Source organism: Pseudoalteromonas sp. MEBiC 03485, from assembly GCF_004195145.1.
Taxonomy (GTDB): Bacteria; Pseudomonadota; Gammaproteobacteria; order Enterobacterales; family Alteromonadaceae; genus Pseudoalteromonas; species Pseudoalteromonas apostichopi.
In genome coordinates, this window is record NZ_SGBT01000001.1 from 1666996 (window position 1) to 1693074 (window position 26079).

At 41.2% G+C, this 26079-nt stretch carries 23 protein-coding genes; 13 read left to right on the forward strand and 10 right to left on the reverse strand.

Features of this window, described 5'->3' with window-relative positions; genetic code table 11:
• Positions 1-259: 259 nt before the first annotated feature.
• The 12 genes from EVU92_RS07685 to EVU92_RS07740 all read left to right on the forward strand — a co-directional run bounded on the left by EVU92_RS07685 (position 260) and on the right by EVU92_RS07740 (position 13980).
• Entirely contained in the window at positions 260-523 is a 264-nt protein-coding gene (locus EVU92_RS07685; protein WP_130050715.1) for a DUF4212 domain-containing protein, read from the forward strand.
• A gap of 10 nt (positions 524-533) precedes the next feature.
• The gene (locus EVU92_RS07690) at positions 534-2258 is read left to right on the forward strand and encodes a sodium:solute symporter family protein (protein ID WP_130050716.1); all 1725 of its coding nucleotides are present in this window, start codon (positions 534-536) and stop codon (positions 2256-2258) included.
• A 119-nt stretch (positions 2259-2377) separates the two neighbouring features.
• Positions 2378-4216 (forward strand): DUF294 nucleotidyltransferase-like domain-containing protein, encoded by a 1839-nt coding sequence (locus tag EVU92_RS07695; RefSeq protein ID WP_130050717.1) that lies wholly within the window; start codon positions 2378-2380, stop codon positions 4214-4216.
• A gap of 8 nt (positions 4217-4224) precedes the next feature.
• The gene (locus EVU92_RS07700) at positions 4225-4848 is read left to right on the forward strand and encodes a 3'-5' exonuclease (protein WP_130050718.1); all 624 of its coding nucleotides are present in this window, start codon (positions 4225-4227) and stop codon (positions 4846-4848) included.
• The gene (locus EVU92_RS07705; protein WP_130050719.1) at positions 4845-5306 is read left to right on the forward strand and encodes an isoprenylcysteine carboxylmethyltransferase family protein; all 462 of its coding nucleotides are present in this window, start codon (positions 4845-4847) and stop codon (positions 5304-5306) included. The genes EVU92_RS07700 and EVU92_RS07705 overlap by 4 nt, the downstream gene beginning before the upstream one ends.
• A 533-nt stretch (positions 5307-5839) precedes the next feature.
• Entirely contained in the window at positions 5840-6856 is a 1017-nt protein-coding gene (gene epd, locus EVU92_RS07710) for an erythrose-4-phosphate dehydrogenase (protein WP_130050720.1), read from the forward strand.
• Positions 6857-6898: 42 nt separating this feature from the next.
• Positions 6899-8074, forward strand: coding sequence for a phosphoglycerate kinase (locus EVU92_RS07715; protein WP_130050721.1), 1176 nt, complete (start codon positions 6899-6901; stop codon positions 8072-8074).
• Positions 8075-8270: 196 nt separating this feature from the next.
• A complete protein-coding gene (gene fba / locus EVU92_RS07720) occupies positions 8271-9335 on the forward strand; it encodes a class II fructose-bisphosphate aldolase (RefSeq protein ID WP_063703260.1) in 1065 nt (354 codons plus the stop codon).
• Positions 9336-9736: 401 nt separating this feature from the next.
• On the forward strand, positions 9737-10687 hold the full coding sequence (locus EVU92_RS07725) for a porin (protein ID WP_130050722.1): 951 nt from the start codon (positions 9737-9739) through the stop codon (positions 10685-10687).
• Positions 10688-10833: 146 nt separating this feature from the next.
• Complete coding sequence (phoB, locus tag EVU92_RS07730) at positions 10834-11523, forward strand: phosphate regulon transcriptional regulator PhoB (protein ID WP_036970740.1); 690 nt, start codon at positions 10834-10836, stop codon at positions 11521-11523.
• Positions 11524-11579: 56 nt separating this feature from the next.
• The gene (gene phoR, locus EVU92_RS07735) at positions 11580-12920 is read left to right on the forward strand and encodes a phosphate regulon sensor histidine kinase PhoR (RefSeq protein WP_130050723.1); all 1341 of its coding nucleotides are present in this window, start codon (positions 11580-11582) and stop codon (positions 12918-12920) included.
• A gap of 91 nt (positions 12921-13011) precedes the next feature.
• The gene (locus EVU92_RS07740; protein WP_130050724.1) at positions 13012-13980 is read left to right on the forward strand and encodes a phosphate ABC transporter substrate-binding protein PstS family protein; all 969 of its coding nucleotides are present in this window, start codon (positions 13012-13014) and stop codon (positions 13978-13980) included.
• Positions 13981-14032: 52 nt separating this feature from the next.
• Here the strand turns inward: EVU92_RS07740 and mdoH are convergent, their stop codons facing one another.
• From mdoH to sfsA, 10 genes are all read right to left on the reverse strand, one after another.
• The gene (mdoH, locus tag EVU92_RS07745; RefSeq protein WP_130050725.1) at positions 14033-16015 is read right to left on the reverse strand and encodes a glucans biosynthesis glucosyltransferase MdoH; all 1983 of its coding nucleotides are present in this window, start codon (positions 16013-16015) and stop codon (positions 14033-14035) included.
• Complete coding sequence (locus tag EVU92_RS07750; RefSeq protein ID WP_130050726.1) at positions 15987-17705, reverse strand: glucan biosynthesis protein G; 1719 nt, start codon at positions 17703-17705, stop codon at positions 15987-15989. The genes mdoH and EVU92_RS07750 overlap by 29 nt, the downstream gene beginning before the upstream one ends.
• A 359-nt stretch (positions 17706-18064) precedes the next feature.
• On the reverse strand, positions 18065-18304 hold the full coding sequence (locus EVU92_RS07755) for a hypothetical protein (RefSeq protein WP_062564854.1): 240 nt from the start codon (positions 18302-18304) through the stop codon (positions 18065-18067).
• Between the two features lie 57 nt (positions 18305-18361).
• Positions 18362-19213 carry a pantoate--beta-alanine ligase gene (gene panC / locus EVU92_RS07760; protein ID WP_130050727.1) on the reverse strand — a complete coding sequence of 284 codons (852 nt, stop codon included), beginning with the start codon at positions 19211-19213 and terminating at the stop codon, positions 18362-18364.
• Positions 19214-20008, reverse strand: a complete 795-nt coding sequence (gene panB, locus EVU92_RS07765; RefSeq protein WP_130050728.1) for a 3-methyl-2-oxobutanoate hydroxymethyltransferase — start codon at positions 20006-20008, stop codon at positions 19214-19216.
• A 29-nt stretch (positions 20009-20037) separates the two neighbouring features.
• Positions 20038-20526, reverse strand: coding sequence for a 2-amino-4-hydroxy-6-hydroxymethyldihydropteridine diphosphokinase (gene folK / locus EVU92_RS07770; protein ID WP_130050729.1), 489 nt, complete (start codon positions 20524-20526; stop codon positions 20038-20040).
• A 2-nt stretch (positions 20527-20528) separates the two neighbouring features.
• Complete coding sequence (pcnB, locus tag EVU92_RS07775) at positions 20529-21815, reverse strand: polynucleotide adenylyltransferase PcnB (RefSeq protein ID WP_233786756.1); 1287 nt, start codon at positions 21813-21815, stop codon at positions 20529-20531.
• Between the two features lie 292 nt (positions 21816-22107).
• The gene (gene gluQRS, locus EVU92_RS07780) at positions 22108-23052 is read right to left on the reverse strand and encodes a tRNA glutamyl-Q(34) synthetase GluQRS (RefSeq protein ID WP_130050731.1); all 945 of its coding nucleotides are present in this window, start codon (positions 23050-23052) and stop codon (positions 22108-22110) included.
• Between the two features lie 17 nt (positions 23053-23069).
• On the reverse strand, positions 23070-23513 hold the full coding sequence (gene dksA, locus EVU92_RS07785) for an RNA polymerase-binding protein DksA (RefSeq protein WP_130050732.1): 444 nt from the start codon (positions 23511-23513) through the stop codon (positions 23070-23072).
• Positions 23514-23767: 254 nt separating this feature from the next.
• Positions 23768-24487 carry a DNA/RNA nuclease SfsA gene (gene sfsA / locus EVU92_RS07790; protein WP_130050733.1) on the reverse strand — a complete coding sequence of 240 codons (720 nt, stop codon included), beginning with the start codon at positions 24485-24487 and terminating at the stop codon, positions 23768-23770.
• Positions 24488-24636: 149 nt separating this feature from the next.
• Here sfsA and pepB point away from each other — a divergent pair, with 149 nt between their 5' ends.
• On the forward strand, positions 24637-25932 hold the full coding sequence (pepB, locus tag EVU92_RS07795) for an aminopeptidase PepB (RefSeq protein WP_130050734.1): 1296 nt from the start codon (positions 24637-24639) through the stop codon (positions 25930-25932).
• Positions 25933-26079 lie beyond the last annotated feature (147 nt).

Below are 26079 nucleotides of genomic sequence, written 5' to 3' on the forward strand. Positions count from 1 at the left end.
TTGTGTTGTTATTAGACTAATGTCGCAGATCATTCGTTTTTACTATTTTCGCTATTTCGTAAATTTATCTTTGTAGGTTAAGTCGTTGTTAAATATTGTTTTTTACTGTTTGTTAACAAATGGCGTTGTGCAGTTTACGTAAACGTAAACTAGCTGTTACGACTATGGTCTCAATTCCATAAATCAGAACCCTTGCTAACTTAGTTAATGACAACTAATACCACTCATTACTTTTTTGTAATGCATAAGGGGATAAAAAATGGCTTTTAAAGATGAAGAACAAGCAAAAGCTTATTGGGCGGAAAACCTCGCACTGCTATTTAAATTATTAGCAATTTGGTTTGTCGTGTCATTTGGCTTCGGCATTTTACTGGTAGACGTACTTAACGAGGTACGTTTCTTTGGGTTTAAACTCGGCTTCTGGTTCTCCCAGCAAGGCGCTATTTACACCTTTGTTGCTTTGATTTTTGTTTACGTTTTCAAAATGAATACGTTAGATAAAAAATACGGCGTAGACGAATAGGAGCTAAGCAATGGATGTTCAAACACTCACGTTTATTATCGTCGGTTTAAGCTTCGCGCTTTATATCGGCATCGCAATCTGGGCTCGTGCTGGGTCAACAAATGAATTCTATGTTGCAGGGGGTGGTGTACCGCCGCTGGCAAATGGTATGGCAACCGCTGCTGACTGGATGAGTGCGGCATCGTTTATCTCAATGGCGGGTATTATCTCGTTTGCGGGTTATGACGGTGGTGTATATCTAATGGGTTGGACAGGTGGTTATGTACTACTTGCACTTTGTTTAGCTCCTTACCTACGTAAGTTTGGTAAGTTCACGGTACCAGATTTCATTGGTGACCGTTACTACTCACAAGCTGCACGTGTTGTTGCAATTTTATGTGCCATCTTTATTTGTTTCACATACATCGCAGGTCAAATGCGTGGTGTAGGTGTGGTTTTCTCTCGCTTCTTAGAAGTAGATATTGAGACCGGTGTTTACATTGGTATGGTGATTGTATTCTTCTACGCTGTATTAGGCGGTATGAAGGGGATTACTTATACGCAAGTAGCTCAGTACTGTGTATTAGTATTTGCTTACCTTGTTCCAGCAATCTTCATTTCAATGATGATGACAGGTCACTTCTTCCCACAAACAGGTTTTGGTGCAACGCTTAGCGATGGCTCAGGACAGTTTGTACTCGATAAACTAGATGGACTCAGTACCGAGCTTGGCTTTGCGCAATACACTGAAGGCTCGAAGAGCATGATTGATGTATTCGCAATCACTGGCGCGTTAATGGTTGGTACTGCAGGTTTACCGCATGTAATCGTTCGTTTCTTCACTGTTCCTCGTGTTAAAGACACGCGTATCTCAGCTGCTTGGACACTTGTTTTCATTGCAATTGTTTATACAACAGCACCTGCTGTAGCGTCATTCGCTCGTGTAAACATGATTGATACAATTAACGGTAAAGACGGTAGCGGTACAGAGTACGCTGAAGCACCAGCATGGGTTAAAAATTGGGAAAGAACAGGCTTAATCACCTTTAACGATAAAAATGGTGACGGCAAAATGTTCTACTCAGCAGGTAAGATTGAGGATCCAAACAGCGCAAACGAAGTTAAAGTTGACCGCGACATCATGGTACTTGCAAACCCTGAGATTGCAGACTTACCAGCATGGGTGATTGCATTAGTAGCAGCAGGCGGTATCGCAGCAGCGCTATCAACAACTGCTGGCTTACTATTGGTAATCTCGACCTCGGTATCACACGATTTATTAAAACGTACCTTAAAACCAGATATTAGCGACAAACAAGAGCTACTTGCTGCGCGCTTGGCAGCGATGATAGCGATTGTTATTTCAGCTTACTTTGGTATTAACCCGCCAGGGTTCGTGGCTTCGGTTGTTGCCTTTGCCTTCGGCTTAGCAGCGGCGAGCTTCTTCCCTGCAATCATTATGGGTATCTTCTCTAAGAAGATGAATAAAGAAGGTGCGATTGCGGGTATGGTGACAGGTATTACATTCACAGCGGCTTATATTATCTACTTCAAGTTCGTAAGCCCTGAATTGAATGCACCGGCACACTGGTTATTTGGTATCTCACCTGAGGGTATCGGTCTAGTTGGTATGATTGTTAACTTTGTAGTTGCAGGTATCGTACTTAAACTAACAGCTGAAACACCGGTTGAAATCCAAGAAATGGTTGAAGGTATCCGTAACCCTAAAGGTTCGAGCGCAGCACACGCGCACTAATAAAACCATTTTATGAGAACACACTCTTGAAGTTCAAAAGCCCGACTTAAGTCGGGCTTTTTATTTATTTCAAACAGGGGTAGTGTAGATATTGTCTCTATTCTATAGCGAGAATGACCATGAATACCGAGCAACAGGAAGTCGCCCAATTTGTGATGCAACAAACGCCATTTAATCAGCTTGATAGCGCTGCATGCGAGTACTTTGTTAACCATCTCGATATTATTTATCTGACCCGAGAAAATCAAAACCAGTGGTTAAGTTCAGATAACTTAAGATTATTTTTAATTCGTTCTGGCGATTACGATTTAGTTGACCCAAAAGGAGATGTGATCACTAAGTTATCGAGTGGCGATTACTTTGGTTTTCCTTCACTGTTAACTGGCGAAGCGATTCAAAATAGCATTTCAGTGCAAAAGGAAGGCATTGTTTACATGTTAAACCAAGCGGCATTTGATTATTTACGCCGTGAGTACAAGGTATTTGAGCAGTACTTTGTTCGCGCCCATAAAAACCGTTTATTGTCGTCCCATTATAAGAGTCAAAACGAAAGTTGGTCCGAGAAAAAAATCTGCGAATTGATGAATCGTAAGGCCGTTACCTTGGCGCCAGATGCAAGTATTCGTCAAACTGCTAAAAAAATGAAACAACAGGGGGTTTCGTCGATTATGTTAACTGAACATGATCGCCTCGTTGGGGTTGTCACCGACAGAGACTTACGTAACCGCGTATTGGCAGATGAGGTTGACCCACAAGAGCCTGTTAGCAGTATCATGACTTGTAAGCCCAAGTTTATTTTTGAAAATAATCGCGTGTTTTCTGCTTTACACTTAATGCTTAAACACAATATTCACCATCTACCAGTGCTTGATGAATATCACAAACCACTTGGTATGCTCACCAGTACCGATTTGCTGCGGCAGCAAAAAAGCGACCCAGTGCAATTGATTGGGCGAATTTATAAAGCACATAGTGTGGTTGATTTAAAACGTTATTCGCAAGAGATACCCGGTTTATTAAAAGGCTTTTCGAACAATATTGATGACATCTCCTTAATTGGTAAGTTATTAAGTGGCTTAACCGATGCGCTGACTTCGCGCTTGATTCGTTTGTTTCAAGAAGATAATGGTGCTGCACCAACCAGCTTTAGCTTTATCTGTTTTGGCTCTCAAGCACGAGAAGAGCAGACACTCCATTCAGACCAAGATAATGGTCTGTTGCTACCAGATGATTTAACTGAAGAGCAACAAGAGTACTTTAAACGCATGGGCGAATATGTTTGTGAGCATTTAATCGAATGCGGTATAAAGCGTTGTCCAGGCAATATTATGGCGAGCAACTCTGAGTGTCGAATGGGAATAAGCGCGTGGAGCAATAAATTTTATAAGTGGATCACCTCACCGACTCCAGAGGCGATGCTTAATTGTAAGATATTTTTTGACTTACGTTTTATTGAAGGCTCAACTACTTTGTATGAGCGCTTTTGTGAGCAGTTAAAGCGCATTTCTAAAAATGACTTATTCTATGCGGCCATGGCGAGCGACATTAAAAATACCCCTGTGCCTATTGGTTTGTTTAATCAATTTAAATTAGAGAAAGACGAAAAGCAGCATAAGTATCTCGACTTAAAAAAACGCGGTGTGGTGATAATCAACGACATAGTACGTTTATATTCTCTCAAAGCAGGTATTCAGCGCGCTAATACCCAAGAGCGTATTGATGCATTAATGAAATTTTCACTACTTAATAAAGATGACCTTTATAACTTAAAAGATTGTTGGCGCTTTTTAACTCAGTTGCGTTTAGGTACACAAATTAACGAAGAGGGGTTGCCTAGCAACTGCATTAACCCAAATGCTTTGAATTCATTGGAACGACATCAATTAAAAGAAGCATTTTATTTGGTTAAACAGGCGCAGCAAGCCGCCGCATTTAAGTTTGCTCGCGGTAGTTTATAGGAGGCGTTATGGTTAAACGCTGGTTAAGTCGGTATTTAGCGCGCAAGCAACTTTTGGCAGCCGATGCTTATAAAGAGCGCTATGTAGTGATAGACATGGAATTAACAGGCCTTGACCCTCGCCAGCACGAAATTGTCTCGGTGGCGTGGGTGATGATAGAAGATCAGTGCATTAAGCTCAGCGGCGCAAAGCATTTAATAAATAAAGATGTGCAAAGTTTAGAGCAAAGCCCGATTTATCACGGTATTGCAAAACAAGACATAGATACAGGCGAAAGCTTAGCAATGATCCTTGGCAAGCTGCATGAGCATTTTGATGAGTGTATTTTAGTGTTTCATAACGCGGCGCTAGACTGGGGATTTTTAAAACAGGCATGCAGAACGCTTGGCTTAGATGCTAAAGCGCGTTTAATTCTTGATACCTTTGTTATAGAAAAAAAACGCCTGCACCAGCAAGGGCACGAAATAGGCCACGATGATTTAACTCTTAGTGAATGCCGCAAGCGATACAGCTTACCGCATTATAGTTCGCACCACGCCCTCACTGATGCCATGGCAACGGCCGAGTTATTCTTAGCCCAGTGTCATCAAATTAGTCGTGGTAAGGCATTGAAAGTAGGGGAGCTAGTGTGAATCAGTTAGAATTAAAAATTCCTCCTGTCGCGCTGCTGCTGATCATTGCGTTGATGATGTGGGGCATAGCAGACTTGTTTATGAGTTTTAGCTTCTCGTTTTTCGCATCATCTTTTGTAGCACTACTCATTGCATTTTTAGGTGTGGTGTTTGCTTTATTAGGTGTTTATCAATTTCGCATGCAAGGCACGACCGTTGATCCTCGAATTCCAGAACAGTCAGCGAGTCTTGTTACAAGTGGTGTTTATCAGTTTAGCCGTAACCCAATGTATGTTGGTATGTTATTAATGCTAGTTGGTTGGGGAATTTATCTTGGCAATATTGCGAGTTTTTTAATGCTGCCGGTATTTATTCTCTATATGAATCGATTTCAAATTATGCCAGAAGAAACGTTTATGGCAGAGAGGTTTGGATTAGCTTATCAGCAATACATAAAATCTGTTCGTCGTTGGCTATAAAGGAAAAAAGTAAGAGAATGAGGTCGCTGAAGCAGTTTGACTTATCTTGACCTCTTATAAAAACTTCAAAGGTCGATTACCAAAACTGCGCCATCTAAAACATGCTAAGCAACTTTTATTTCACCTGACCTCTTATAAAAATGTCTAAGGTCGATTACCAAAACTGCGCCATCTAAAACATGCTAAGAAACTTTTATTTCACCTGACCTCTTATAAAAATGTCTAAGGTCGATTACCAAAACTGCGCTATCTAAAACATGCTAAGTAACTTTTATTTCACCTGACCTCTTATAAAAACTTCAAAGGTCGGTTACCAAAACTGCGCCATCTAAAACATGCTAAGCAACTTTTATTTCACCTGACCTCTTATAAAAACTTCAAAGGTCGGTTACCAAAACTGCGCCATCTAAAACATGCTAAGCAACTTTTATTTCACCTGACCTCTTATAAAAACTTCAAAGGTCGATTACAATACCGCCATCTAAAAGGCAGCTGCCTTTATCTGCAAGCAAATAGAGTGGATTTTCTTCTTCATGGCAATCAAACTTGCAATTAATGGTTTTGGTCGAATCGGGCGCAATATCGTCCGTGCTCTGTATGAATCTGGGCTTGAAGATCAAATTAAAATTGTCGCTATTAACGAATTAGCCGACCCTAAGGGCATTGCCCATCTCCTTAAATACGATACATCTCACGGCCGCTTTTCTTTCCCTGTTAATCTTGGTGAAGATACTTTAACGGTTGCTAATGATTCTATTGCTTTGTTTGCAGAAGAAAACCCTGTAGAACTGCCTTGGGAAACACTTGATGTTGACGTGGTTCTTGAATGCACTGGGGTGTATCACTCTCGTGAACATGCAGAGCTACACATAACTGCTGGTGCAAAAAAAGTATTGTTTTCACAGCCTGCAGATGCTGATGTTGATGCCACGATTGTGTATGGTATTAACGATGATGAATTAAAAGCAGAACATACCATTGTTTCTAATGGCTCATGCACCACGAATTGTATTGTGCCAGTGATTAAAGTGTTAGATGACGCATTTTCGATTGAATCTGGAGCAATTACGACGATTCATGCCTCGATGCATGATCAGCAAGTGATTGATGCCTATCATCATGATTTACGTCGTACTCGTGCTGCAAGCCAGTCTATCATTCCGGTAGATACTAAGCTTGCTCGAGGTATTGAGCGTATTTTACCTAAGTTTCATAGCCGCTTTGAAGCTATCGCTGTTCGTGTACCAACTATCAATGTTACGGCGATGGATTTAAGTGTAACAGTGAATACAGATGTCAATTTAGCGACTGTCAATCAAGCACTTAAGTTAGCAGCCAAAGATCGTCTTGAGGGTATATTAAGCTACACAGAAGAGCCATTGGTATCAGTAGATTTTAATCATGACCCACATTCTTGTATCATAGATGGCACTCAGACACGTGTTAGTCATAAACGACTGATAAAGTTGTTAGTATGGTGTGATAATGAGTGGGGCTTTGCGAATCGTATGCTCGATACCGCGCGTGCGATGATGGCTGTAAGTCAATAATTTATAAATATAATATTAGTATCGTTAACAAAGGAGAAGTCCATGTCGGTCATTAAAATGGCAGATTTAGATTTAAACGGCAAACGCGTGTTAATTCGTGAAGATTTAAATGTGCCTGTAAAAGAAGGTAAAGTGACCTCTGACGCACGTATTCGTGCAGCATTACCTACAATCAAATTAGCGTTAGAAAAAGGCGCTAAAGTAATGGTAATGTCACACCTTGGCCGCCCTACGGAAGGGGAATATGATGAAGCCTTTTCACTTGCCCCTGTAGTTAATTATTTAAATGACGCACTTGAGCAAACTGTTCGTCTTGAAAAAGACTACCTAGAGGGCGTAGACGTTGCTGATAACGAAGTAGTTGTTTTCGAAAACGTCCGTTTTAACGCTGGCGAAAAGAAAAACGACGAAGCTCTGTCTAAAAAACTAGCTGCATTATGTGATGTTTACGTAATGGACGCATTTGGTACGGCTCACCGTGCACAAGCATCTACTCACGGTGTGGGTTTATTTGCTGACGTTGCGTGTGCAGGCCCACTACTTGCAGCAGAGTTAGACGCACTAGGTAAAGCACTTGATAAACCAGCTCGTCCTTTGGTCGCTATCGTTGGTGGCTCTAAAGTATCGACTAAGTTAACTGTACTTGATTCACTTTCTAAAGTGGTTGATCAACTTGTAACCGGTGGTGGTATTGCTAATACCTTCATTGCAGCGGCAGGTCACCCGGTAGGTAAGTCTTTATTTGAAGCTGATTTAATTGATGAAGCAAACAAATTAAGTGCGGCGGCAAAAGCCAATAACGGTGAAATCCCGGTACCAACTGATGTTGTTGTAGGTAATGAGTTCTCTGAATCTGCAGTGGCAACATTAAAAGATGTGAATGAAGTAACAGACGAAGATATGATCTTCGATATTGGTCCAGATACAGCAAACCAATTAGCAAAAATCATTGCTAATGCAGGTACCGTTGTATGGAATGGTCCAGTAGGTGTATTTGAATTTGATCAATTTGGTAACGGCACTCGTGCTATTGCTGATGCGATTGCTAACTCAAATGCATTCTCGATTGCTGGTGGCGGTGATACGCTTGCAGCGATTGATAAATACGGCATTGCCGATAAAGTTTCTTACATTTCAACCGGTGGTGGTGCTTTCCTTGAATTTTTAGAAGGGAAAAAATTACCAGCAGTTGCTATGCTTGAAGAACGCGCTAAGTAATTAGTGCGTATACCAGCGTAATTATTAAGTAATTACGCTGGTTTAGCTGTTTATAAAATACCTCTCACCCTCGTTTTATTTACAGCTGTTACGGTTAGCGCAAGCTTTTCGTGATGCAGTGATGCATCAAAAAATAACTTATCCGTTCAAACTAGATAGTAGGGAACTACTGTCGATACAATTTGGAGAATACCAAATGGCTTTAATCAGTATGCGACAACTTCTTGATCATGCAGCTGAAAATGGTTACGGCGTACCTGCTTTTAACGTTAATAACCAAGAGCAAATGCGTGCAATTATGGAAGCGGCTGATAAAACAAACAGCCCTGTAATTGTACAAGGCTCAGCAGGCGCACGTGCCTATGCTGGTGCCCCTTTTATTCGTCATATGATTTTAGCAGCCGTTGAAGAATGGCCTCATATTCCAGTTGTAATGCACCAAGACCACGGTACTTCACCAGGTGTATGTCAGCGCTCAATCCAGTTAGGCTTTTCATCAGTTATGATGGATGGCTCATTAATGTCTGATGGTAAAACCCCTTCAAGCTACGAATACAATGTTGATGTGACTCGTCAAACCGTTGAAATGGCCCATGCGTGTGGTGTATCTGTTGAAGGCGAGCTAGGTGTTCTAGGTTCACTTGAAACAGGAGAAGCAGGTGAAGAAGACGGTGTTGGTGCAGAAGGTAAACTTTCTACTGATCAAATGCTAACAGATCCTGAAGAAGCAGCTGATTTTGTTCGTAAAACTAAAGTTGATGCACTTGCTATCGCTTGTGGTACTTCACATGGTGCGTATAAATTCACTCGTCCACCAACAGACGATATCTTAGCAATTGATCGCATCAAAGAGATCCACGCACGTATCCCTAACACTCACCTAGTAATGCATGGGTCGTCTTCAGTACCACAAGAGTGGTTAGAAGTGATCAACCAATACGGTGGTGAAATCCCTGAGACCTATGGTGTGCCTGTAGAGCAGATCATCGAAGGTATTAAATACGGTGTTCGTAAAGTAAATATCGATACTGATCTTCGTTTAGCGTCAACAGGTGCTATTCGTCGTCACTTGGCTTTAAATCCAGCTAACTTCGATCCACGTAAATACCTAGCTGAAGCAACGAAAGCAATGACAGAGATCTGTGTTGCTCGTTACGAAGCCTTTGGTACTGCTGGTCAAGCAGCTAAGATCAAGCCTATCTCTTTAGATGATATGCACCTTAAATACTTATCGGGTGAACTTGATCCACAAATCAAATAATTGATAGTGAATTGAAAAAACCGGCTTCAGATGCCGGTTTTTTTATGCCTTGCTCAAGCCGGATCAACGATATACTTACTCGTACATTCCAGGATCAATGTTTTACTAACCTTGGCTTTCACAGATCATTATTTTACTAGTTGGATACTGATCACTGACTTTTTATTGCTCACCTTTTAAACGAATTACAGATCACCTTAACATTAAATCAACAAGTTACCTTATTCTCTAAGTAAAAAACTGATCTGAGATTGATCAACTTAGTAAAAACCTGATCCTGATCTGGTTAAGTTAGTAGATCAGTGATCCGTAATTTTTAGGCGAAATATTTCCCCCTTGCCTTGACCAAAAGCCCTTTATGTTCGATTTTTAAGTTACTGCTTAAATTAAGGATCGCTACCATGAATAAACCTGCCATGATGTTGTCGAGCTTTGCAATGTGCTTTATTTCATTTCATAGTGCTGCTGAAGCCGTAGATGTGTATGGTCGGGCCCATTTAGGGGTTGCTAATAGCGATACTGGCGATGGCAGTGAAACTTCCATTGAGAGCTATAACTCACGTATGGGGATCAAGGGTAGCGGTGAAATAAGTGATGGTTTAAAAGCTGTATATAAGTTTGAATTTGCAGTAAATGCGGCTGATCAAGATAGTGATGGTAAAACGGAAGAGAATATTACCGCTCGTAATCAATATGTTGGCCTTCAAGGCAGTTATGGGCAGGTAGTGCTTGGTCGTCACGATACCGCGTTAAAGGTATCGCAGGGTAAAATTGATTTAATGAACGACTTTAATGGAGATGTTAAAGCCTTGTTTAATGGTGAAAATCGTCTTGGCGACGTGGTTCATTATAGTTCGCCCGTTGTCGGCAATATGCAATTTGTGGTCACTTATATTGCTGAAGATAATTCCAAACAAGATGAAGAAACCGGCGTTTCTGCGGCATTTATGTATGGCGATAGTAAATTTAAAAAAGCGCCTTACTTCGTAAGTGTTGCCCACGATAGTAAAGTAGCCGGCTACGATACAACACGGTTTACGGCGCAAGGTAAATTAGGCGATTTAACCTTAGGCGGTATGTATCAACAAAGTGAAAAAGTAACAGGTTCTGACAAAGAAGATGGTTTTTTAGTGAGCGCATCTTACAAAATCGATAAATATAAGTTACTAGCGCAGTATCAAGATACTGATGGCAGCTTTGGAAAGTTGAAAGACTCGGGTAGCGGTACCTCTGTTGGTGTTGAACGAAGCCTGTCAAAACAAGCACGTATGTATATGTGGTATACGCAATTCTCACTAGATAATAATGCTGATGAAGATCATGTGGCGGTCACTTTAAGGTATGACTTTTAATCTCGAATTCATCTTTTAAGCGTAAAAAATGGCTATTTTTGCATTGATTCTTTTGCGCTTTTTCAATTACTCGTTAGACTTTCATAAAAATGTCATACTTAGTCATAATAATGAAACCAGTTCGCTAACGAAAGAGATAAATTGGAATGTCACGTAAAGTACTAGTCGTCGATGACGAAGCACCTATCAGAGAGATGCTGGTTTTTGTTTTAGAGCAAAATGGTTTTCAAGCAATTGAAGCAGAAGATTATGACTCTGCAATTGAAGCAATGGTAGAGCCATACCCAGATATGGTTTTATTAGATTGGATGTTACCAGGTGGTAGCGGTATTCAAATTGCGAAAAAATTTAAGCAAAGCGAATATACTCGTCAAATTCCTATCATTATGCTGACAGCACGCGGCGAAGAAGAAGACAAAGTACGCGGTCTTGAAGTTGGCGCTGATGACTACGTAACAAAACCATTTTCGCCAAAAGAATTAATGGCGCGTATTAAAGCGGTTATTCGACGCGTTTCACCAACCTCATTAGAAGAAGCCATTGAAGTACATGGTTTACGTCTTGACCCTATTTCACACCGTGTAACATCAGAAGGTAGTGAATTAGATATGGGGCCTACTGAATTTAGACTACTGCATTTTTTCATGACTCATCCTGAACGTGTTTACAGCCGTGAACAATTACTTGATCATGTATGGGGTACAAATGTATACGTAGAAGACCGTACTGTTGATGTGCATATTCGTCGTCTACGTAAAGCTATTGCACCATTGGGGCATGACCGTTTAGTGCAAACCGTTCGCGGTGCAGGCTATCGTTTTTCAAGTAAATTATAAGTGTCATAGGAATGACCTTAACAAGCTAATTTACATACTTAAGGTAAAGTGAGTGTATGTATCGAGTAGTGAATAAACAGGCGTTAGCAAAACGTCTGTTTATGTATTTCTTACCTTTGTTATTAGTTGGCGTACTTGTAGGTGCGCCTTTTTTGCTTTTATTTTTAGGTTCTTTTGCACTTTTAATTTGGCATTATCATCAATTATATCGCCTTAGTGATTGGCTTCTAAATCAACGTAGCTTTAACCCACCTGAAGGGGAGGGGGCTTGGGAGCAGGTCTTTGAAGGAATTTATCATTTACAACATCGTAACCGTAAAAAGCGCAATGAGCTGGCAGATTTAATTCGCCGCTTTCGAGATGGTGCAGAAGCCGTACCTGATGCGGTTGTAGTACTACAAAAAGATCTAAGCATCATTTGGTGTAACCAACTGGCTTTAAAAGTTTTAGGTTTACAGTGGCCAACTGATCATGGACAACGCTTAGATAATCTCATTCGCGATCCTAAATTTGCAAAGTATATGCATAAAGCATGTTTTGACGAACCACTTGAGCTTGATGGCGGCCATAGCTACGATCAAACGTTAGAGTTTCGTGTTATGCCCTATGCAAGTTCACAATTGATGATGGTGGTACGTGATGTTACACGTTTAAAGCAACTTGAGCAGATGCGAAAAGACTTTGTGGCCAATGTTTCTCATGAGCTGAGAACACCGCTTACTGTGGTGACAGGCTACTTAGAAATGCTTGATTCTGACAGCTTACCTCCCCCAGCTATGTGGCAAAAAGCACAAACAACCATGCTTGAGCAATGTCAGCGTATGGATAGCTTGGTTAATCAATTACTGTCGTTATCGCGAATTGAAGGAGCGCGTCGGCAAGATAACGACAAGCCAGTAAATGTGCCTCAGCTACTTACTTATATTCAAACCGAAGCAAAGTCATTAAACCAAGAGAAAGGCCATGAGCTTATTTTTAATGTTGATGCAAGTTTAGATATTAAAGGGGCCGAAGACGAATTAAGGAGTGCCTTTTCTAACTTAGTATTTAATGCCATTCATTACACAAAGCCAGGTGGCAAGATTGTGGTTGATTGGCAGTTTAAAAATAACCAAGCCGCGTTTAGTGTGACCGATAATGGTGATGGTATTGCCGCTGAGCATATTAATCGTTTAACCGAGCGCTTTTATCGTGTTGATAAGGCTCGTAGCCGCACTACAGGTGGTTCTGGTTTAGGTTTAGCTATTACAAAACATGTACTTACAAGACATGACAGTCGCTTAGATATCAGCAGTAAGTTGGGACAAGGCTCGACCTTTGCGTTCGCATTCGGTAGCGATAAAATCGTGCGTATTGCAAATAAAACGGAAAAAACCGAAAAAACGGCAAAGTCATAAAAATGTCATTTAAGGGTAATCTAACTGTCATCTAGTGTCATTAGAGTAGACCGCAGTTAGGAAATGGGACGAACAAATCGGAGTAACCCCTATGAAATTCAAAAATCTCGTTGCCGCAATGGGTGTGGCTGTAACAACATTTGTATCAGCACAAGCAGCTGCAGTTGATAAAGATATGCCTGAGTACACTAAAACAAGTGGTATCTCTGGTAACTTCTCATCTGTAGGTTCTGACACTCTTGCTAACATGATGACGTTCTGGGCAGAAGAGTACAAGCGCTTCTATCCAAACGTAAACATTCAAATCCAAGCAGCGGGTTCTTCAACTGCTCCTCCAGCATTAACTGAAGGTACAGCAAACTTCGGCCCAATGAGCCGTCGTATGAAGTCAAAAGAAATCGAAGCATTCGAAAAGCGTTACGGCTACAAGCCAACTGAAGTACGCGTTGCAATCGATGCTCTAGCTGTATTCGTACACAAAGATAACCCAATCAAAGGTTTACGTATTGACCAAGTTGATGCGATTTTCTCTTCTACACGTAAATGTGGTGCTGATGCACAAGTTAATCGTTGGAGCGAAGTAGGTCTTGAGGGTGATTGGGCTGCAAAAGATATCCAGCTTTACGGGCGTAACTCAGTATCGGGTACTTACGGTTACTTCAAGAAGAAAGCACTGTGTAAAGGTGACTTCCGTAACAACGTAAACGAACAACCAGGTTCTGCATCTGTAGTACAGTCAATCTCTTCTTCTGTGAATGCGATTGGTTACTCAGGTATCGGTTATAAAACGTCAGGTGTACGTACAGTTCCACTTTCTAAGAAAGGCGATAACTTTGTTGATGCAACATTAGAAAACGTTGCAAAAGGTAAATACCCACTATCTCGTTTCTTATACGTTTATGTGAACAAGCACCCTAACAAACCGCTTTCACCAATCGATGCAGAGTTCTTAAAAATGGTTCTTTCTGTAGACGGTCAAAAAATTGTTGAGAAAGATGGTTATGTGCCACTTTCAGGAAAAATGGCAATGGCTGAACTTAAAAAGCTAGGCCTTCTGTAACAACCATACAGACATAGATGAAAAAACCGCTCATTGAGCGGTTTTTTTTCGTTTAGCTTTTGGCAAATAGCTTGGCTTTTATTCGCTTTTGAGCGAGGCGTACTTGTTTACGCTTTTTACCTGATGGTGCCTTAAAGCTTTGAATTGGCATTACCGTTGGGTATTCATTGGGTAATGTAGGCACACTAAAGTTAGCGTGTTCATCTTTAGGCAAAGCAATTTCTTGTTGGTGTACACGAAGTGCCGCTAAGGTATCATCGTTTTCAACTTCGCTTGGGCATAAAAATAAACCCATTTTACGCATTTTAACACCTAAGCCGATGCTGCTTGAGTAGCGCACAATTGGTGCTGCCAAAATAAGGCCCACTAAAATCGGTGATAACCACCAAAAGAAAGTCGGTGTGTAATAGTAAGCAACCGAGCCCCAAATAATCGCCGTAATAGTCGAAAATAATGTATAACCAATCGCTTCTTTCCACGGCACCATTCTGCCTTCCCGAGGCTGTGCATCCCAACTTACTTTTTTACCTAAAAATACGCACACTACAAAATAGCTATGAAATACCATCATTAGCGGTGCAATCACTATCGCAAAAATCGTTTCGATTAGTGAACCTGCAATTAGCTTCATAGTGCCACCAAAGGCCTTATTACGGTGAACTAAAGTCACAATAACACCCATTAATTTAGGTAGTAATAACAGCACTGCAGTAATAAATAACAACGAATCAATTAAGTCAGTTTTGGCAATTTGCCAAGTTGGGAAAAGCTGATAAGCATGGTTAAAGTACACGTCGCTATTAAGTGCACGAGTCACCGCATCTAATGTGCTTAATGCCAGCATAGATAACCAAATTAACGATGATATATATGCTGTGGCACCAAATAAAAAATGCATTTTACTCATTAGCTTAAGACCAGATTTAGGCAATAAACCTAAATGCTGGATATTACCTTGCACCCAACGTCTATCACGGATTGCGTAATCGAGAATGTTACTTGGTACTTCTTCGTAGCTACCTTCAATATCACTAAGCAGTAACACATCCCAACCACTACGATGTAGAAGTGAAGCTTCTACGAAGTCATGGCTTAAGATTTCACCACCAAATGGGGCATTGCCTTTTAGAACAGGCAAACCGCAGCATTTAGTGAATGCTTCAACGCGAATAATCGCATTGTGACCCCAGTAATTTGCTTGGTTTGTTTGCCAAAAAGCAGACCCTGTTGCCAACATTGGGCTATATAAAATTGATGCAAACTGTAAAAAGCGACCAAAAAAAGTGTCTTGGCGAACTGGGATGGGAATAGTTTGGATCAAACCTGATTTTGGATTACTGATCATGCTAGAAGTCAGCTCAAGCATACATTGACCCGTCATAATGCTATCGGCATCAAGTACAATCATGTGATCGTATTGGCTGCCCCAACGTTCGCAAAAGTCAGTTAAATTACCTACTTTACGGTGTTTATTGTCTTCACGGCGACGATAAAAAGTGTGCTTAGCTAAATCACCTAAGCGCTCAGTGAGTGCATTCCACGCTTTAAGTTCATTACGTGCAATTTCAGGGTTTTGGGTGTCACTGAGCAAATAAAAATCATAATGTGGCATTTGCCCTGTTTTAGCCAGCGAGCGTAAACTTACCTCAAAACCTGCGATTACACGCTCTGTATCCTCGTTGTAGATAGGCATAACAATGGCTGTTTTAGTTTGGCTCAAGGCATGCTGATTAATTTCGATTGGCTTTTGACGTTTTAAGGTTAAAGGGTCAATACGAAATAATTGCAGGATGAAGCCCATGCAGCCACTACAAAAAGCTGTAACGATCCACGCGAAGGTAACTGTAAATAATGCTAGTAAAGCGTACTCAAGCGGTGTCATGCCGTTAGAATTTAAAATATCGAACATGATCCACACGCCGTAAGCGGTAATGGTGAGCGCTAGGCTCGAAAAAAGCCAAGCGCGGGTTTTCTTAAATGGCATTGCTGTTGCCTTTAATTCTTTACTATTGGACGTCGTTTGGATACCAGACATAGCTCCATACCTCGCTGATTTCTTTATCACGTAGTTTTAACGATAAGCGCATATCAACAGGCTTATCTCCCTCTGGCGCCACTTTAAAGGCTACGCGCCATCCTTGATTGTTTGGTAACTGTTGTACCGTTTTATCACTTATTTGCCCTGCAGAGAGTGTAAGATCCGCTTGCATGGCGAAATTAGCAGATAATTTGTTAATAGTTTCCCCACTAAAGTCGACGGTAAATTGGCGATGGCTTTTAGGTGGTGGGTTCTTCTCACCCGGAAGTGCTGCACTGCCAATTCGGGTTCTTAAAACACTCGCTTTATCTTGAGCTGCAAGCGTGGCATTGAAAGTCGAAAGATTGTAACTAAAACTTAAGCTGTCACCAGCTTTCATTGGCTGATCTGGCACCCAGTAGCTAACAATATTGTCGTTGGTTTCTGTATCTGTAGGGATTTCTACTAGCTCAACACGACCTTTACCCCAATTACCCACTGGCTCAATCCACATGCTTGGACGGTTGTGATAATGCGCTTCGGTATCAAGGTAGTTATTAAAGTCACGATCTCGCTGTGCTAGACCAAACCCTTTCGGGTTGTCGTAGCTAAACGAAGTAACGCTCAATTTCTTCGGATTATTCAATGCACGCCAAACCCATTGGCCTTGTTCTGATTGCATTAAAAGGCCATCAGAGTCATGTACTTCAGGACGGTAATCATCAAAGAACTTGGTACTGTTTTCGCCGTGATAGAACATGCTTGTTAACGGGGCAATACCGAGCTTTTTGATGTCTTTGCGTGCAAAAATTTGCAGCTGTGTTTTCACTTCAGTATTCGTTGAAGGTGTTAACTCAAAACGATATGCGCCTGAAACTGATGGGCTATCGAGTAGTGCATAGAGCACGATAGTTGTGTCTTCTGGTGCCGGTTTTACTAACCAGAACTCTTTGAAAACGGGAAACTCTTCACCTGAGCTGAGTGCTGTATCAACTGCAAGACCACGAGCTGACAGACCATATACTTGATGCGGGCCAACTAAGCGAAAATACGAAGCACCTTGGAATACAGCTACTTCATCTTTATATTCGTTGTTATTCAGTGGAAAATGCAAACGAAAACCCGCGTGGCCCAGTTGCGTATTAGCAATGGCAGTATTGATCTCTTGCTCTAACGGTGCAGCGGTTGCATCGTAACGATAGTAATCGGTTTTAAACGGTAAACTTTTTACTTCAGCATTTTGCTCAAGGGTATTTATTGCAACTGGTGAGCGATATAAAAAACCTGGGTGGAATAACTGCACTTCATAAAGGCTTTGATCTTTCCAAATTGCTTGCTCAGTACGAAAACGGATTGCACGATAGTCCTGATAACCAATGCTAGTTAATGCTTCAAGTTCTAATTCTTTAGGCGCAACATACGGCTCAGATGCTAATTTTTTCGCACGCGCGGTGATAACTTCAAATAACTTTTCTTGAGGTATAGTGATCATTGCAGGCTTAAGCTCAACAGCGGCATTATCCTTTACTTGCTGTTTTTCATTTTCGGTAGCTTGAACCTCTGCGGCTATTTGTTCTGTTTTAGTCGCTTTTGGCTGGTCTGGTTCTTCAACAGCGTAACTATGACCTGCACTCATGGCTAATAATACGCCCAAGAAGGTCTTCTTTTTGACAGCGCTGAAGAGCTTAGTTCGGGTTTCTGGTCTCATTCAATTTTCCTTTAGCCGTAAATCACGTTAATTCATTCATACCCCTTAGCAATTCCTGAACCCAAATAAAAAATAATATTCTCAATGACTTTGAGTTGGTACAGCTAAATGCGAAGAGTAAAATTTTGAAATTAGTGAGAAACAATTACATGGTTGCAGTTGTTTATTCGTCACCAATATGGAGAAGTTTAATGAACGAAAGCTTGCCCTAATATGAATAGCTTAATGGGTAAATAAAAATATGAACAAAATTACCAGAGGCTTAATTATGAAAGCGAAATTGTAATCGAGGAAGGGGGGAGTATAGGCACTGAACAGGCTTTCAGTGCCTCAAAATTAATCCAAACGAATCAATGGTATTATTTAACTTCGCCTAATTTTTCTGCATTTGCTTTACATTGATTGTAAGCTTCAATGCACTTATTGCTACAGACTTTATGAACTAAGCCATCAGCGGTACTTTGTTGTTCACAACTTGCTTCACATTGATAGTTTTGTTGAGCACATTGCTGCATTTCTGGATTGTCAATTTTGTTTGAGCAGGCAGACAGTAATGTCATTGCAAACAATGTAGCTGCAATTGCTGGTAGTTTTTTCATGCTTATCCCTAGTTTATGTCTTTTCTTTGCAATCCATCTTACCCAGATTACAGCTATTTAATCCAGCTCAACTTGTAAATTGTCAATTAAACGCACTGAGCCTAAATAGGCGGCAGCTAAAATAACAAGTTGTTTGTCAGCCGCAGTGGCAGCTTTTAGTGTTGAACGATCTGCTATAGCGTAGTAGTCAGGCTTTAGCCCTGCAGCTTCAAGCTGTGCTTTTGCAGCAGCTTCGAGTGCAGCAATGTCATCGTTACCTTTTTTAAGTGCCGCTGCAGTATTGTTTAGAGTGGCAAACAGAACTTTTGCTGTGTCTTTTTGCTCGTCAGATAAGTAACCATTACGAGAGCTCATCGCTAGGCCTGATATTTCACGGCAAGTTGGAACGCCAACAATTTCAACAGGGATAGATAAGTCGCGCGTCATGGTTTTAATGACTTGCAGCTGCTGAAAATCTTTTTCACCAAAACAGGCAAAATCAGGTTGAACTAGGTTGAATAACTTAGTGACAACCGTTGCGACACCTTTGAAGTGACCAGGACGTGAGCCACCACAGTAACCCAAAGAGACACCTGGTACATCGACAAAACTTTGCTCGCCTAAACCATTTGGATAAATGGTCTCAACGGATGGTGTAAATACAATATCAGTACCAAGATCAGCTAAACCTTGTTTATCTTCGTTTAATGTACGCGGATAGCTATCAAGATCTTCATTTTTCCCAAACTGCATCGGGTTAACAAATATACTCACGACTACTTTATCAGCGAGTGTCTTGGCTTTTTCAACAAGTGAAAAGTGGCCTTGATGTAAATTGCCCATAGTAGGCACTAGCGCAATGCTTAAGCCTGCTTGACGCCAAGCCTTGATTTGACTGCGTAAGGATTTTATTTCAGTGATTGATTGCATTTATTTAAACTCGTGTTCGGCACTTGGGAAAGCACCACTTTTTACATCTTCACAATACTTTTGCACTGCAGCTGGCATATTGCCGGTTTCTAACAAAAAGTTCTTTGAAAACTTTGGAATATAGCCTGCAGAAATACCTACTAGGTCGTGCATTACTAAGATTTGACCATCGGTCTGATTACCTGCACCAATACCGATCGTAGGAATGCTCAGCTCATCTGTAATACGCTTAGCAAGCTCACTAGGAATACACTCTAAAACAAGTAATTGTGCACCAGCAGCCTCAAGTGCTTTAGCATCGCTAACCATTTTGTCTGCTTGAGATTGCTCTCGGCCTTGAATTTTAAAACCGCCAAATACGTGTACTGATTGTGGTGTTAGGCCTAAGTGACCACAAACAGGAATACCTTGCTGGGTCATCGCACGGATGCTGTCGTGAAGCCATTCACCACCTTCAAGCTTGACCATGTTTGCCCCTGCACGCATAAGCTCAGCAGCATTTTTACAAGCATCAGTTGGGTTGGCATAAGTCATAAATGGTAAGTCTGCAATAACAAATAACTCACGGCTACCTGCTCGTACGCATCGCGTATGATAAGCAATATCTGTGTTGGTTACCGCTAATGTATCATCAGCACCTTGCAAAACCATACCTAACGAGTCACCCACTAAAATCACTTCGACGCCATTATCATGAAACAATTTAGCAAAACTGGCATCGTAGGCCGTTAATGCGGTGATTTTTTGTTGTTCATGTTTCATTTTATTAAGTGTTGAAACGGTGATTTTAGACATAATTTCCTCTAAGGCTTAGCCTTGGTTGATTACTGCTGAGGGAGTTGTTGTAAACCGTTTAAAGGTAACGTTTTTGTTATATCAGCAAGTGATTGATTACTCGGTAGTACAAGCGTTGGCGCAATTTCCAACAATGGATAAACAACAAATTCTCGCTGTGTTAGGCCATAATGAGGCACGGTCAAGCGAGGGGTGTCTATCACGTCATTACCAAACAATAGAATATCTATATCAAGGGTGCGAGGACCCCAGCGTTCTTCTTTTCTAACACGGCCATGTTCAAGTTCGATAGCTTGAGTTAAATCAAGCAATTGTTCTGGCTCAAGTGCAGTTTTAACACAAGCGACCGCATTTACATAATCGGGTTGATCTTGAGGCCCCATAGGTTTGCTTGCGTAGTCATGCGATACACAAACAAACTCAACATCTTTTAATGCTTTTAGGGCAGCGACAGCAGCATGAATTTGTTTACGTGGCGCGTTTAAATTAGCGCCTAAACCTAAATAAACGGTATGCATGCTTAGTCTACTTTTTTCTTGCGCGGACGACGGCGACGTTTAGGACCGCCTTGGTGCCCTAAATTTTTAACCATCTCTTTTTGGCCATTGATGTCTTGGCTTAGGTAGGCTGTCCACCAATCTGCTAGCTCTTTCAGCTGTTCTTCACCTGCCTGCACACGAAGTAGTAAGAAGTCATAGGCGGCTTTGAAGCGAGGCTGTTGAGTGAGCCTGTAAGCACGCTGACCACCTCGTTTATCAAGGCGTTGTTGAATATGCCAAATATCGCGTGCACCAAGTGTGAAGCGTTTGGGTACTGCGACATGTTGTGCGTTTTCACTCAGTACTTTATTCATCGCTTGTGCAAATGCATCGTACTCTGAAAGTTGATCACGTAGTTGTAACTTCTTAGCAATACTCAGTAATGGGAACCACAACAAGGCTGCAAAAATAAATGCTGGGGTGACTTTTTTATCTGCGTTAATACGTTTATCGGTGTTTTTAAACATTTGCAGGATAAACGCATGTTCTAGGCCATCAGGGTTTGCATCTAAGATTTTATCAAGCGCTGGGAATAATGCTTTGAATAACCCATACTGGCGCAGCATTAAGTAGTTTTCTTCAGCTTTGCCGTTTAAGAACAACTTAAGTGATTCTTCAAATAAACGAGCAGGCGGAATATGGTCAAGTAAATTAGCAAGGCCTTTAATTGGCTTTTCGGTGCCTGGTGCAATGCTCATGCCCAGTTTTGTTGCAAAACGAACAGCACGCAGCATGCGCACAGGGTCTTCCCTGTAGCGTGTTTCAGGGTCGCCAATAAGCTCAATTTGTTTTGCTTTTATAGCACTAATACCGTTGGCATAGTCATAGATACAAAAATCGTTAATTGAGTAATAAAGTGCATTAATAGAAAAATCGCGTCGCTCGGCATCTTCTTCGATGCTGCCATAGACATTATCGCGAAGTAGTTGTCCGTGTTCGCTTGATTGGCTAATTTGATTTTTACTTTCGTCAGCTTCATGATGACCTCGCATGGTCGCCACTTCAATCACTTCTCGGCCAAATACAATATGGGCTAAACGAAAACGACGACCGATTAGGCGACAGTTGCGAAATAGCTTTTTGATCTGTTCAGGCGTTGCGTTTGTTACAACATCGAAGTCTTTAGGTTGTTGACCTAACAATATATCTCGAATACAACCACCAACAAGGTAGGCATCAAAACCACCTTCTTTAAGGCGGTATAATACTTTGATTGCATTTGGGCTAAATTGTTTGCGTGAAATACCATGTTCACTGCGCTCGATCACCAAAGGTAATTCGCTCGTTGATAAAGCATCACTTGATGTCGTGGCATTTGGGCCAATAATTTGCCGACAAAATTGAAAAAGCTTGGAAATAATAATCTGTCTCCTACGACGCGGACTTTGCGACTCATCAAGTATAGCGTTTGTTTGTTACTTCGCCGATGTGAGATTGACGTGTAATCAATGTGTTTTAAATGACGCTAAATTAAGGTGTTGATGATTCGCACACTTTGGGTCGCTATCATATACCAGCAGGGCTGAAAAATTAAGTTACTCGGCCTTTAAAATTGGCAATTTATTTTTCAATAGGAACAAAGTCACAAAAAGTAGAGTTCGAATCCTCGTTAACTTGTATTTCTTGTACCTTTGGAATGTATTCAAGACGGTAAGTTTCGACTGCCCATGCTAGCATTTGTTCTATATCTAATGACAGTAGAGAGACTTCTGGCTTTAAACCTAAAAAGCGAAAGGCATCGAACAAGGCCGGTTTTGGATCTGATTTCGCTATTGCTGGCGCGTAATTCTGTTTCGATAGCTTAAAACCAGGTTTAGCAACCGCTAACGGTAGATGTGCATATTGTGGAGCAGGTTTATTGAGTTGCTTAAACAAACTGAGTTGTCGTGCAGTTGGCTCAATTAAATCAGCGCCGCGAACTACTCGTGTTATATCTTGTGCAATATCATCAACGACCACGACCAGTTGGTAAGCAAATAAACCATCACTTCGCTTTATTAAGTAGTCTTCTTTGGCAAGTTGGCTATTTACACTAACCTCACCTTGAATTAAATCATGATAGTGACTTGTTGCATATTGCTGGGTTAAACGCAGTGCTGAATCAGCTAAAGAGTGGTTTTTATCTCGGCAATGGCCTTGGTAAATTCCCCCGATAGCTTTAATTTCTTTACGGGTGCAATGACATGCATAAACAAGGTTTTGTGAAATTAGCTCATCAACAATTGATTGGTATTGCTCATGACGCTGGGTTTGGTAAATGACGGGCTCGTCCCAGTATAGGCCGTAAGCCTCTAGGGTATGTAATATATCGTCGCTAGCACCGCTTACAACACGCGTTGTGTCGATATCTTCAATGCGTACTAACCATTTTCCTTGATTGGCTTTTGCATCAAGGAAGCTACCCACAGCCGCTATAAGTGAGCCAAAATGTAATGGCCCTGAAGGGGATGGCGCAAAGCGGCCACGATATTCACGCATTGGCGTGTTAACGGCTGTGGTAGACATGGGCTAATTAAAGGATATTAACCGCGTCCAGATTGCTTTTCTTTAATTTCCGCAAGCGTTTTGCAGTCTACACATAAATCAGCTGTAGGACGCGCTTCTAAACGGCGGATACCAATTTCAATACCACATGATTCACAGAAACCAAAATCGTCTTCTTTGATTAATTGAATCGTTTTTTCTATTTTCTTGATCAGTTTACGCTCGCGGTCACGAGTACGAAGTTCTAATGAGAATTCTTCTTCTTGTGCTGCACGGTCTACTGGATCTGGAAAGTTAGCTGCTTCGTCTTGCATATGCGATTTAGTACGGTCTACTTCGTTACGTAAATCGTTACGCCAAGCTTCTAAAATTGTTTTGAAATGAGCACGTTGTGCTTCATTCATATACTCTTCACCTGGTTTTTCTTGATATGGATCCAACCCGGCTTGAGCCAATAACCCTAGTCTTTTTTGGTCTGGCATAACTTTCTCCTAAATCCTTAATATTTTGCCCAGCATTAGCCGGCGGCTATAAATAGCAGAATCATTAGGTTGAGGCAAATTTATTTTTAATTAATCCTATAGGCCTCGAGCTGATGATTGCTCAAATAATTATGGGCGGTTTTGTAAGCCCTTAACTATCCGTTAATTTTTTAAAATTTGCATAGTTATATGGGCAAAAAAAAATAATACAACTTAAATCGTGTTATTTACTGCTGTTTTAAGAAAAGAGTTGTTTAAGGCTGAAAACTACACTTTTCCTGCAATTGAATCTCGTTGGCTGAAATTTTTGCTTTATAAGCAATCACTTCAACTCCTTGCTCTATTGCATGAGCTAAAAGTTGCGCATATTTGGGATCGATATGAGCTGCAGCACTTACTTGATTAATACCTTCATGTAAAACTGCAAACAGTAAGACTGCACGATGCCCTTGTTGCACCATTTCTACTAGTTCCCTTAGGTGCTTTTGACCTCGTTCAGTTTTTGCATCTGGAAAATAACCTTGCCCAGACTGCGGCTCTAATTGCGAGAGTAAAGTCACTGATTTTACTTCAATATAACAATGGGGCTTGTTTTCATCTGTTAATAAAAAATCGATACGGCTATTTTCTTGGCCGTATTTTACTTCTGCTGTAATTGTTTGGTAATCAGTTAGTTCAGCAATAGTGCCAGCATTGAGAGCCTCTTGCACAATTCTGTTTGCAATAGCGGTATTGACACAAATTAAATGATTAAATTGATTCTCTGTTAGTTGTAGTGAATGGGGGTATTTGCGTTTGGTGTTATCACTGGTTGAATAAAAAGCGTTAAACCCTGGCTCAGCACAGCCCGTCATCTTTCCTGTATTGGCGCAATGCGCTGTAAACTCTTCGCCTTCAGCCGTTTTTAAGTCGGCTAAAAAGCGTTTGTAGCGTTTTATTAAGGTGGCTGATTGTAATGCGGGAGTGAACTTCATGGCTCTAATAATTTCGTTTTTCTTTATTGTATGTCATTCATTACGAGGATTGAACCACTCAACATAATGCTATTTATCGCAAGCTGTTGGGAACTTACGTTGGCTGTAGTAAACTCAGGCAACATTTTTAGCGCAAAGAGTATTCTAACATGTCAGAAAAATTTTTAGTTCAACTTAGCGAGCAGGGCGCTGCCGCACACTGGGGCGAAAAAGCCGCTCTTTCTTTTACTGAACAAGGCGCAACTGTTCATTTAACTGAGCAAGATACACTTAAAAACGTACAAAAAGCAGCACGTACGTTAGCTAATCAAGGCTTAAAAAATATTGCTTTAGTGGGCGATGTTTGGTGTACAGAAACACAATGGGCTTTTTATCAAGGCTTTGTTTCACCAAAAAATTTAGATGCAATTGAGTTTGTTGAAAATGCAAAAACAGACGGCAAAGAACTGGCTTCTTTAAAGCAAGCTGCGACTTGGGCTCGTCAAATGATCAATGGCACAGCTGATGATATTTTCCCTGAGAGCCTAGCTGGTAAAGCGGCAGAATTCATTCAGTCATTAGCGCCTGAGCATGTAAGTTACCAAATCATTAAAGGCGATGCTTTATTAGAACAACAATGGATTGGTATCCACGCGGTAGGTCGTGGTAGTGAACGCCCACCGGTATTATTAGCATTAGATTACAACCCAACTGGTGACGAAAATGCCCCTGTTGCTGCCGCTTTGGTTGGTAAAGGCATTACCTTTGATTCAGGTGGTTACTCAATCAAAGCAAGTGAAGGCATGCTAGGCATGAAGTGCGATATGGGTGGTGCTGCTACAGTAACTGCAGGCTTAGCACTTGCTATTAACCGTGGTATCAACAAACGCATTAAATTATTCTTATGTTGTGCAGAAAACCTTATTTCAGGCCATGCATATAAACTTGGCGATATCCTGACCTATAAGAATGGTACAACGGTTGAAATCGTTAATACTGATGCTGAAGGCCGTTTAGTACTTGCTGATGGTTTAATGGCTGCAGGTGAGTCGGGTGCGCCATTAATTATTGATGCGGCAACACTAACAGGCGCTGCACTGGTAGCTGTTGGTCAAGAGTACAACGCATTATTTGGTCTTGATAAAGAGCTTGTACGTGACGTACAAGACTTTGCAGAGCAGGAAATGGAAGCTGCTTGGCCATTACCACTTGAAAAATGGCATCAACAAAACTGTCCATCACCATATGCAGATACCGCAAATAGCCGTCCTCAAAAGGGGGGTGGCTATGGTGGTGCATCTAATGCGGCTGGTTTCTTATCTCGCTTTGTGCCAAATGAAGGCAAAGGCTGGGTACACATTGACCTGGCAGCAGCATTTAACATGGGTAGTACAAGTGAGTGGGCTGCTGGTGCGACAACACAAGGTATGCGTACAGTTGCAAGAACCTTACTAGAAAAAGCATAAGTAATTTACTTTTCTGTGATTAATAAAAAGCGCCTAACTTAGATGAAGTTAAGGCGCTTTTTTTGTAAATTCACAAACTGATACAAGCTTTTTTGAGTAAATTAGTATAAAATCCCGCCCCACATTTTCTCATCCTGTGGTTAGTTA

What these genes read in the sequence shown, in the direction of transcription:
- fba (WP_063703260.1), top strand. Translation starts at nt 8,271, where the DNA reads ATGGCTTTAATCAGTATGCGACAACTTCTTGATCATGCAGCTGAAAAT.
- EVU92_RS07695 (WP_130050717.1), top strand. Translation starts at nt 2,378, where the DNA reads ATGAATACCGAGCAACAGGAAGTCGCCCAATTTGTGATGCAACAAACG.
- panB (WP_130050728.1), bottom strand. Translation starts at nt 20,008, where the DNA reads ATGTCTAAAATCACCGTTTCAACACTTAATAAAATGAAACATGAACAA.
- pepB (WP_130050734.1), top strand. Translation starts at nt 24,637, where the DNA reads ATGTCAGAAAAATTTTTAGTTCAACTTAGCGAGCAGGGCGCTGCCGCA.
- folK (WP_130050729.1), bottom strand. Translation starts at nt 20,526, where the DNA reads ATGCATACCGTTTATTTAGGTTTAGGCGCTAATTTAAACGCGCCACGT.
- EVU92_RS07690 (WP_130050716.1), top strand. Translation starts at nt 534, where the DNA reads ATGGATGTTCAAACACTCACGTTTATTATCGTCGGTTTAAGCTTCGCG.
- dksA (WP_130050732.1), bottom strand. Translation starts at nt 23,513, where the DNA reads ATGCCAGACCAAAAAAGACTAGGGTTATTGGCTCAAGCCGGGTTGGAT.
- EVU92_RS07715 (WP_130050721.1), top strand. Translation starts at nt 6,899, where the DNA reads ATGTCGGTCATTAAAATGGCAGATTTAGATTTAAACGGCAAACGCGTG.
- EVU92_RS07755 (WP_062564854.1), bottom strand. Translation starts at nt 18,304, where the DNA reads ATGAAAAAACTACCAGCAATTGCAGCTACATTGTTTGCAATGACATTA.
- EVU92_RS07685 (WP_130050715.1), top strand. Translation starts at nt 260, where the DNA reads ATGGCTTTTAAAGATGAAGAACAAGCAAAAGCTTATTGGGCGGAAAAC.
- sfsA (WP_130050733.1), bottom strand. Translation starts at nt 24,487, where the DNA reads ATGAAGTTCACTCCCGCATTACAATCAGCCACCTTAATAAAACGCTAC.
- gluQRS (WP_130050731.1), bottom strand. Translation starts at nt 23,052, where the DNA reads ATGTCTACCACAGCCGTTAACACGCCAATGCGTGAATATCGTGGCCGC.
- mdoH (WP_130050725.1), bottom strand. Translation starts at nt 16,015, where the DNA reads ATGTCTGGTATCCAAACGACGTCCAATAGTAAAGAATTAAAGGCAACA.
- phoB (WP_036970740.1), top strand. Translation starts at nt 10,834, where the DNA reads ATGTCACGTAAAGTACTAGTCGTCGATGACGAAGCACCTATCAGAGAG.
- epd (WP_130050720.1), top strand. Translation starts at nt 5,840, where the DNA reads ATGGCAATCAAACTTGCAATTAATGGTTTTGGTCGAATCGGGCGCAAT.
- panC (WP_130050727.1), bottom strand. Translation starts at nt 19,213, where the DNA reads ATGCAATCAATCACTGAAATAAAATCCTTACGCAGTCAAATCAAGGCT.
- EVU92_RS07740 (WP_130050724.1), top strand. Translation starts at nt 13,012, where the DNA reads ATGAAATTCAAAAATCTCGTTGCCGCAATGGGTGTGGCTGTAACAACA.
- EVU92_RS07725 (WP_130050722.1), top strand. Translation starts at nt 9,737, where the DNA reads ATGAATAAACCTGCCATGATGTTGTCGAGCTTTGCAATGTGCTTTATT.
- phoR (WP_130050723.1), top strand. Translation starts at nt 11,580, where the DNA reads ATGTATCGAGTAGTGAATAAACAGGCGTTAGCAAAACGTCTGTTTATG.
- EVU92_RS07700 (WP_130050718.1), top strand. Translation starts at nt 4,225, where the DNA reads ATGGTTAAACGCTGGTTAAGTCGGTATTTAGCGCGCAAGCAACTTTTG.
- EVU92_RS07750 (WP_130050726.1), bottom strand. Translation starts at nt 17,705, where the DNA reads ATGAGACCAGAAACCCGAACTAAGCTCTTCAGCGCTGTCAAAAAGAAG.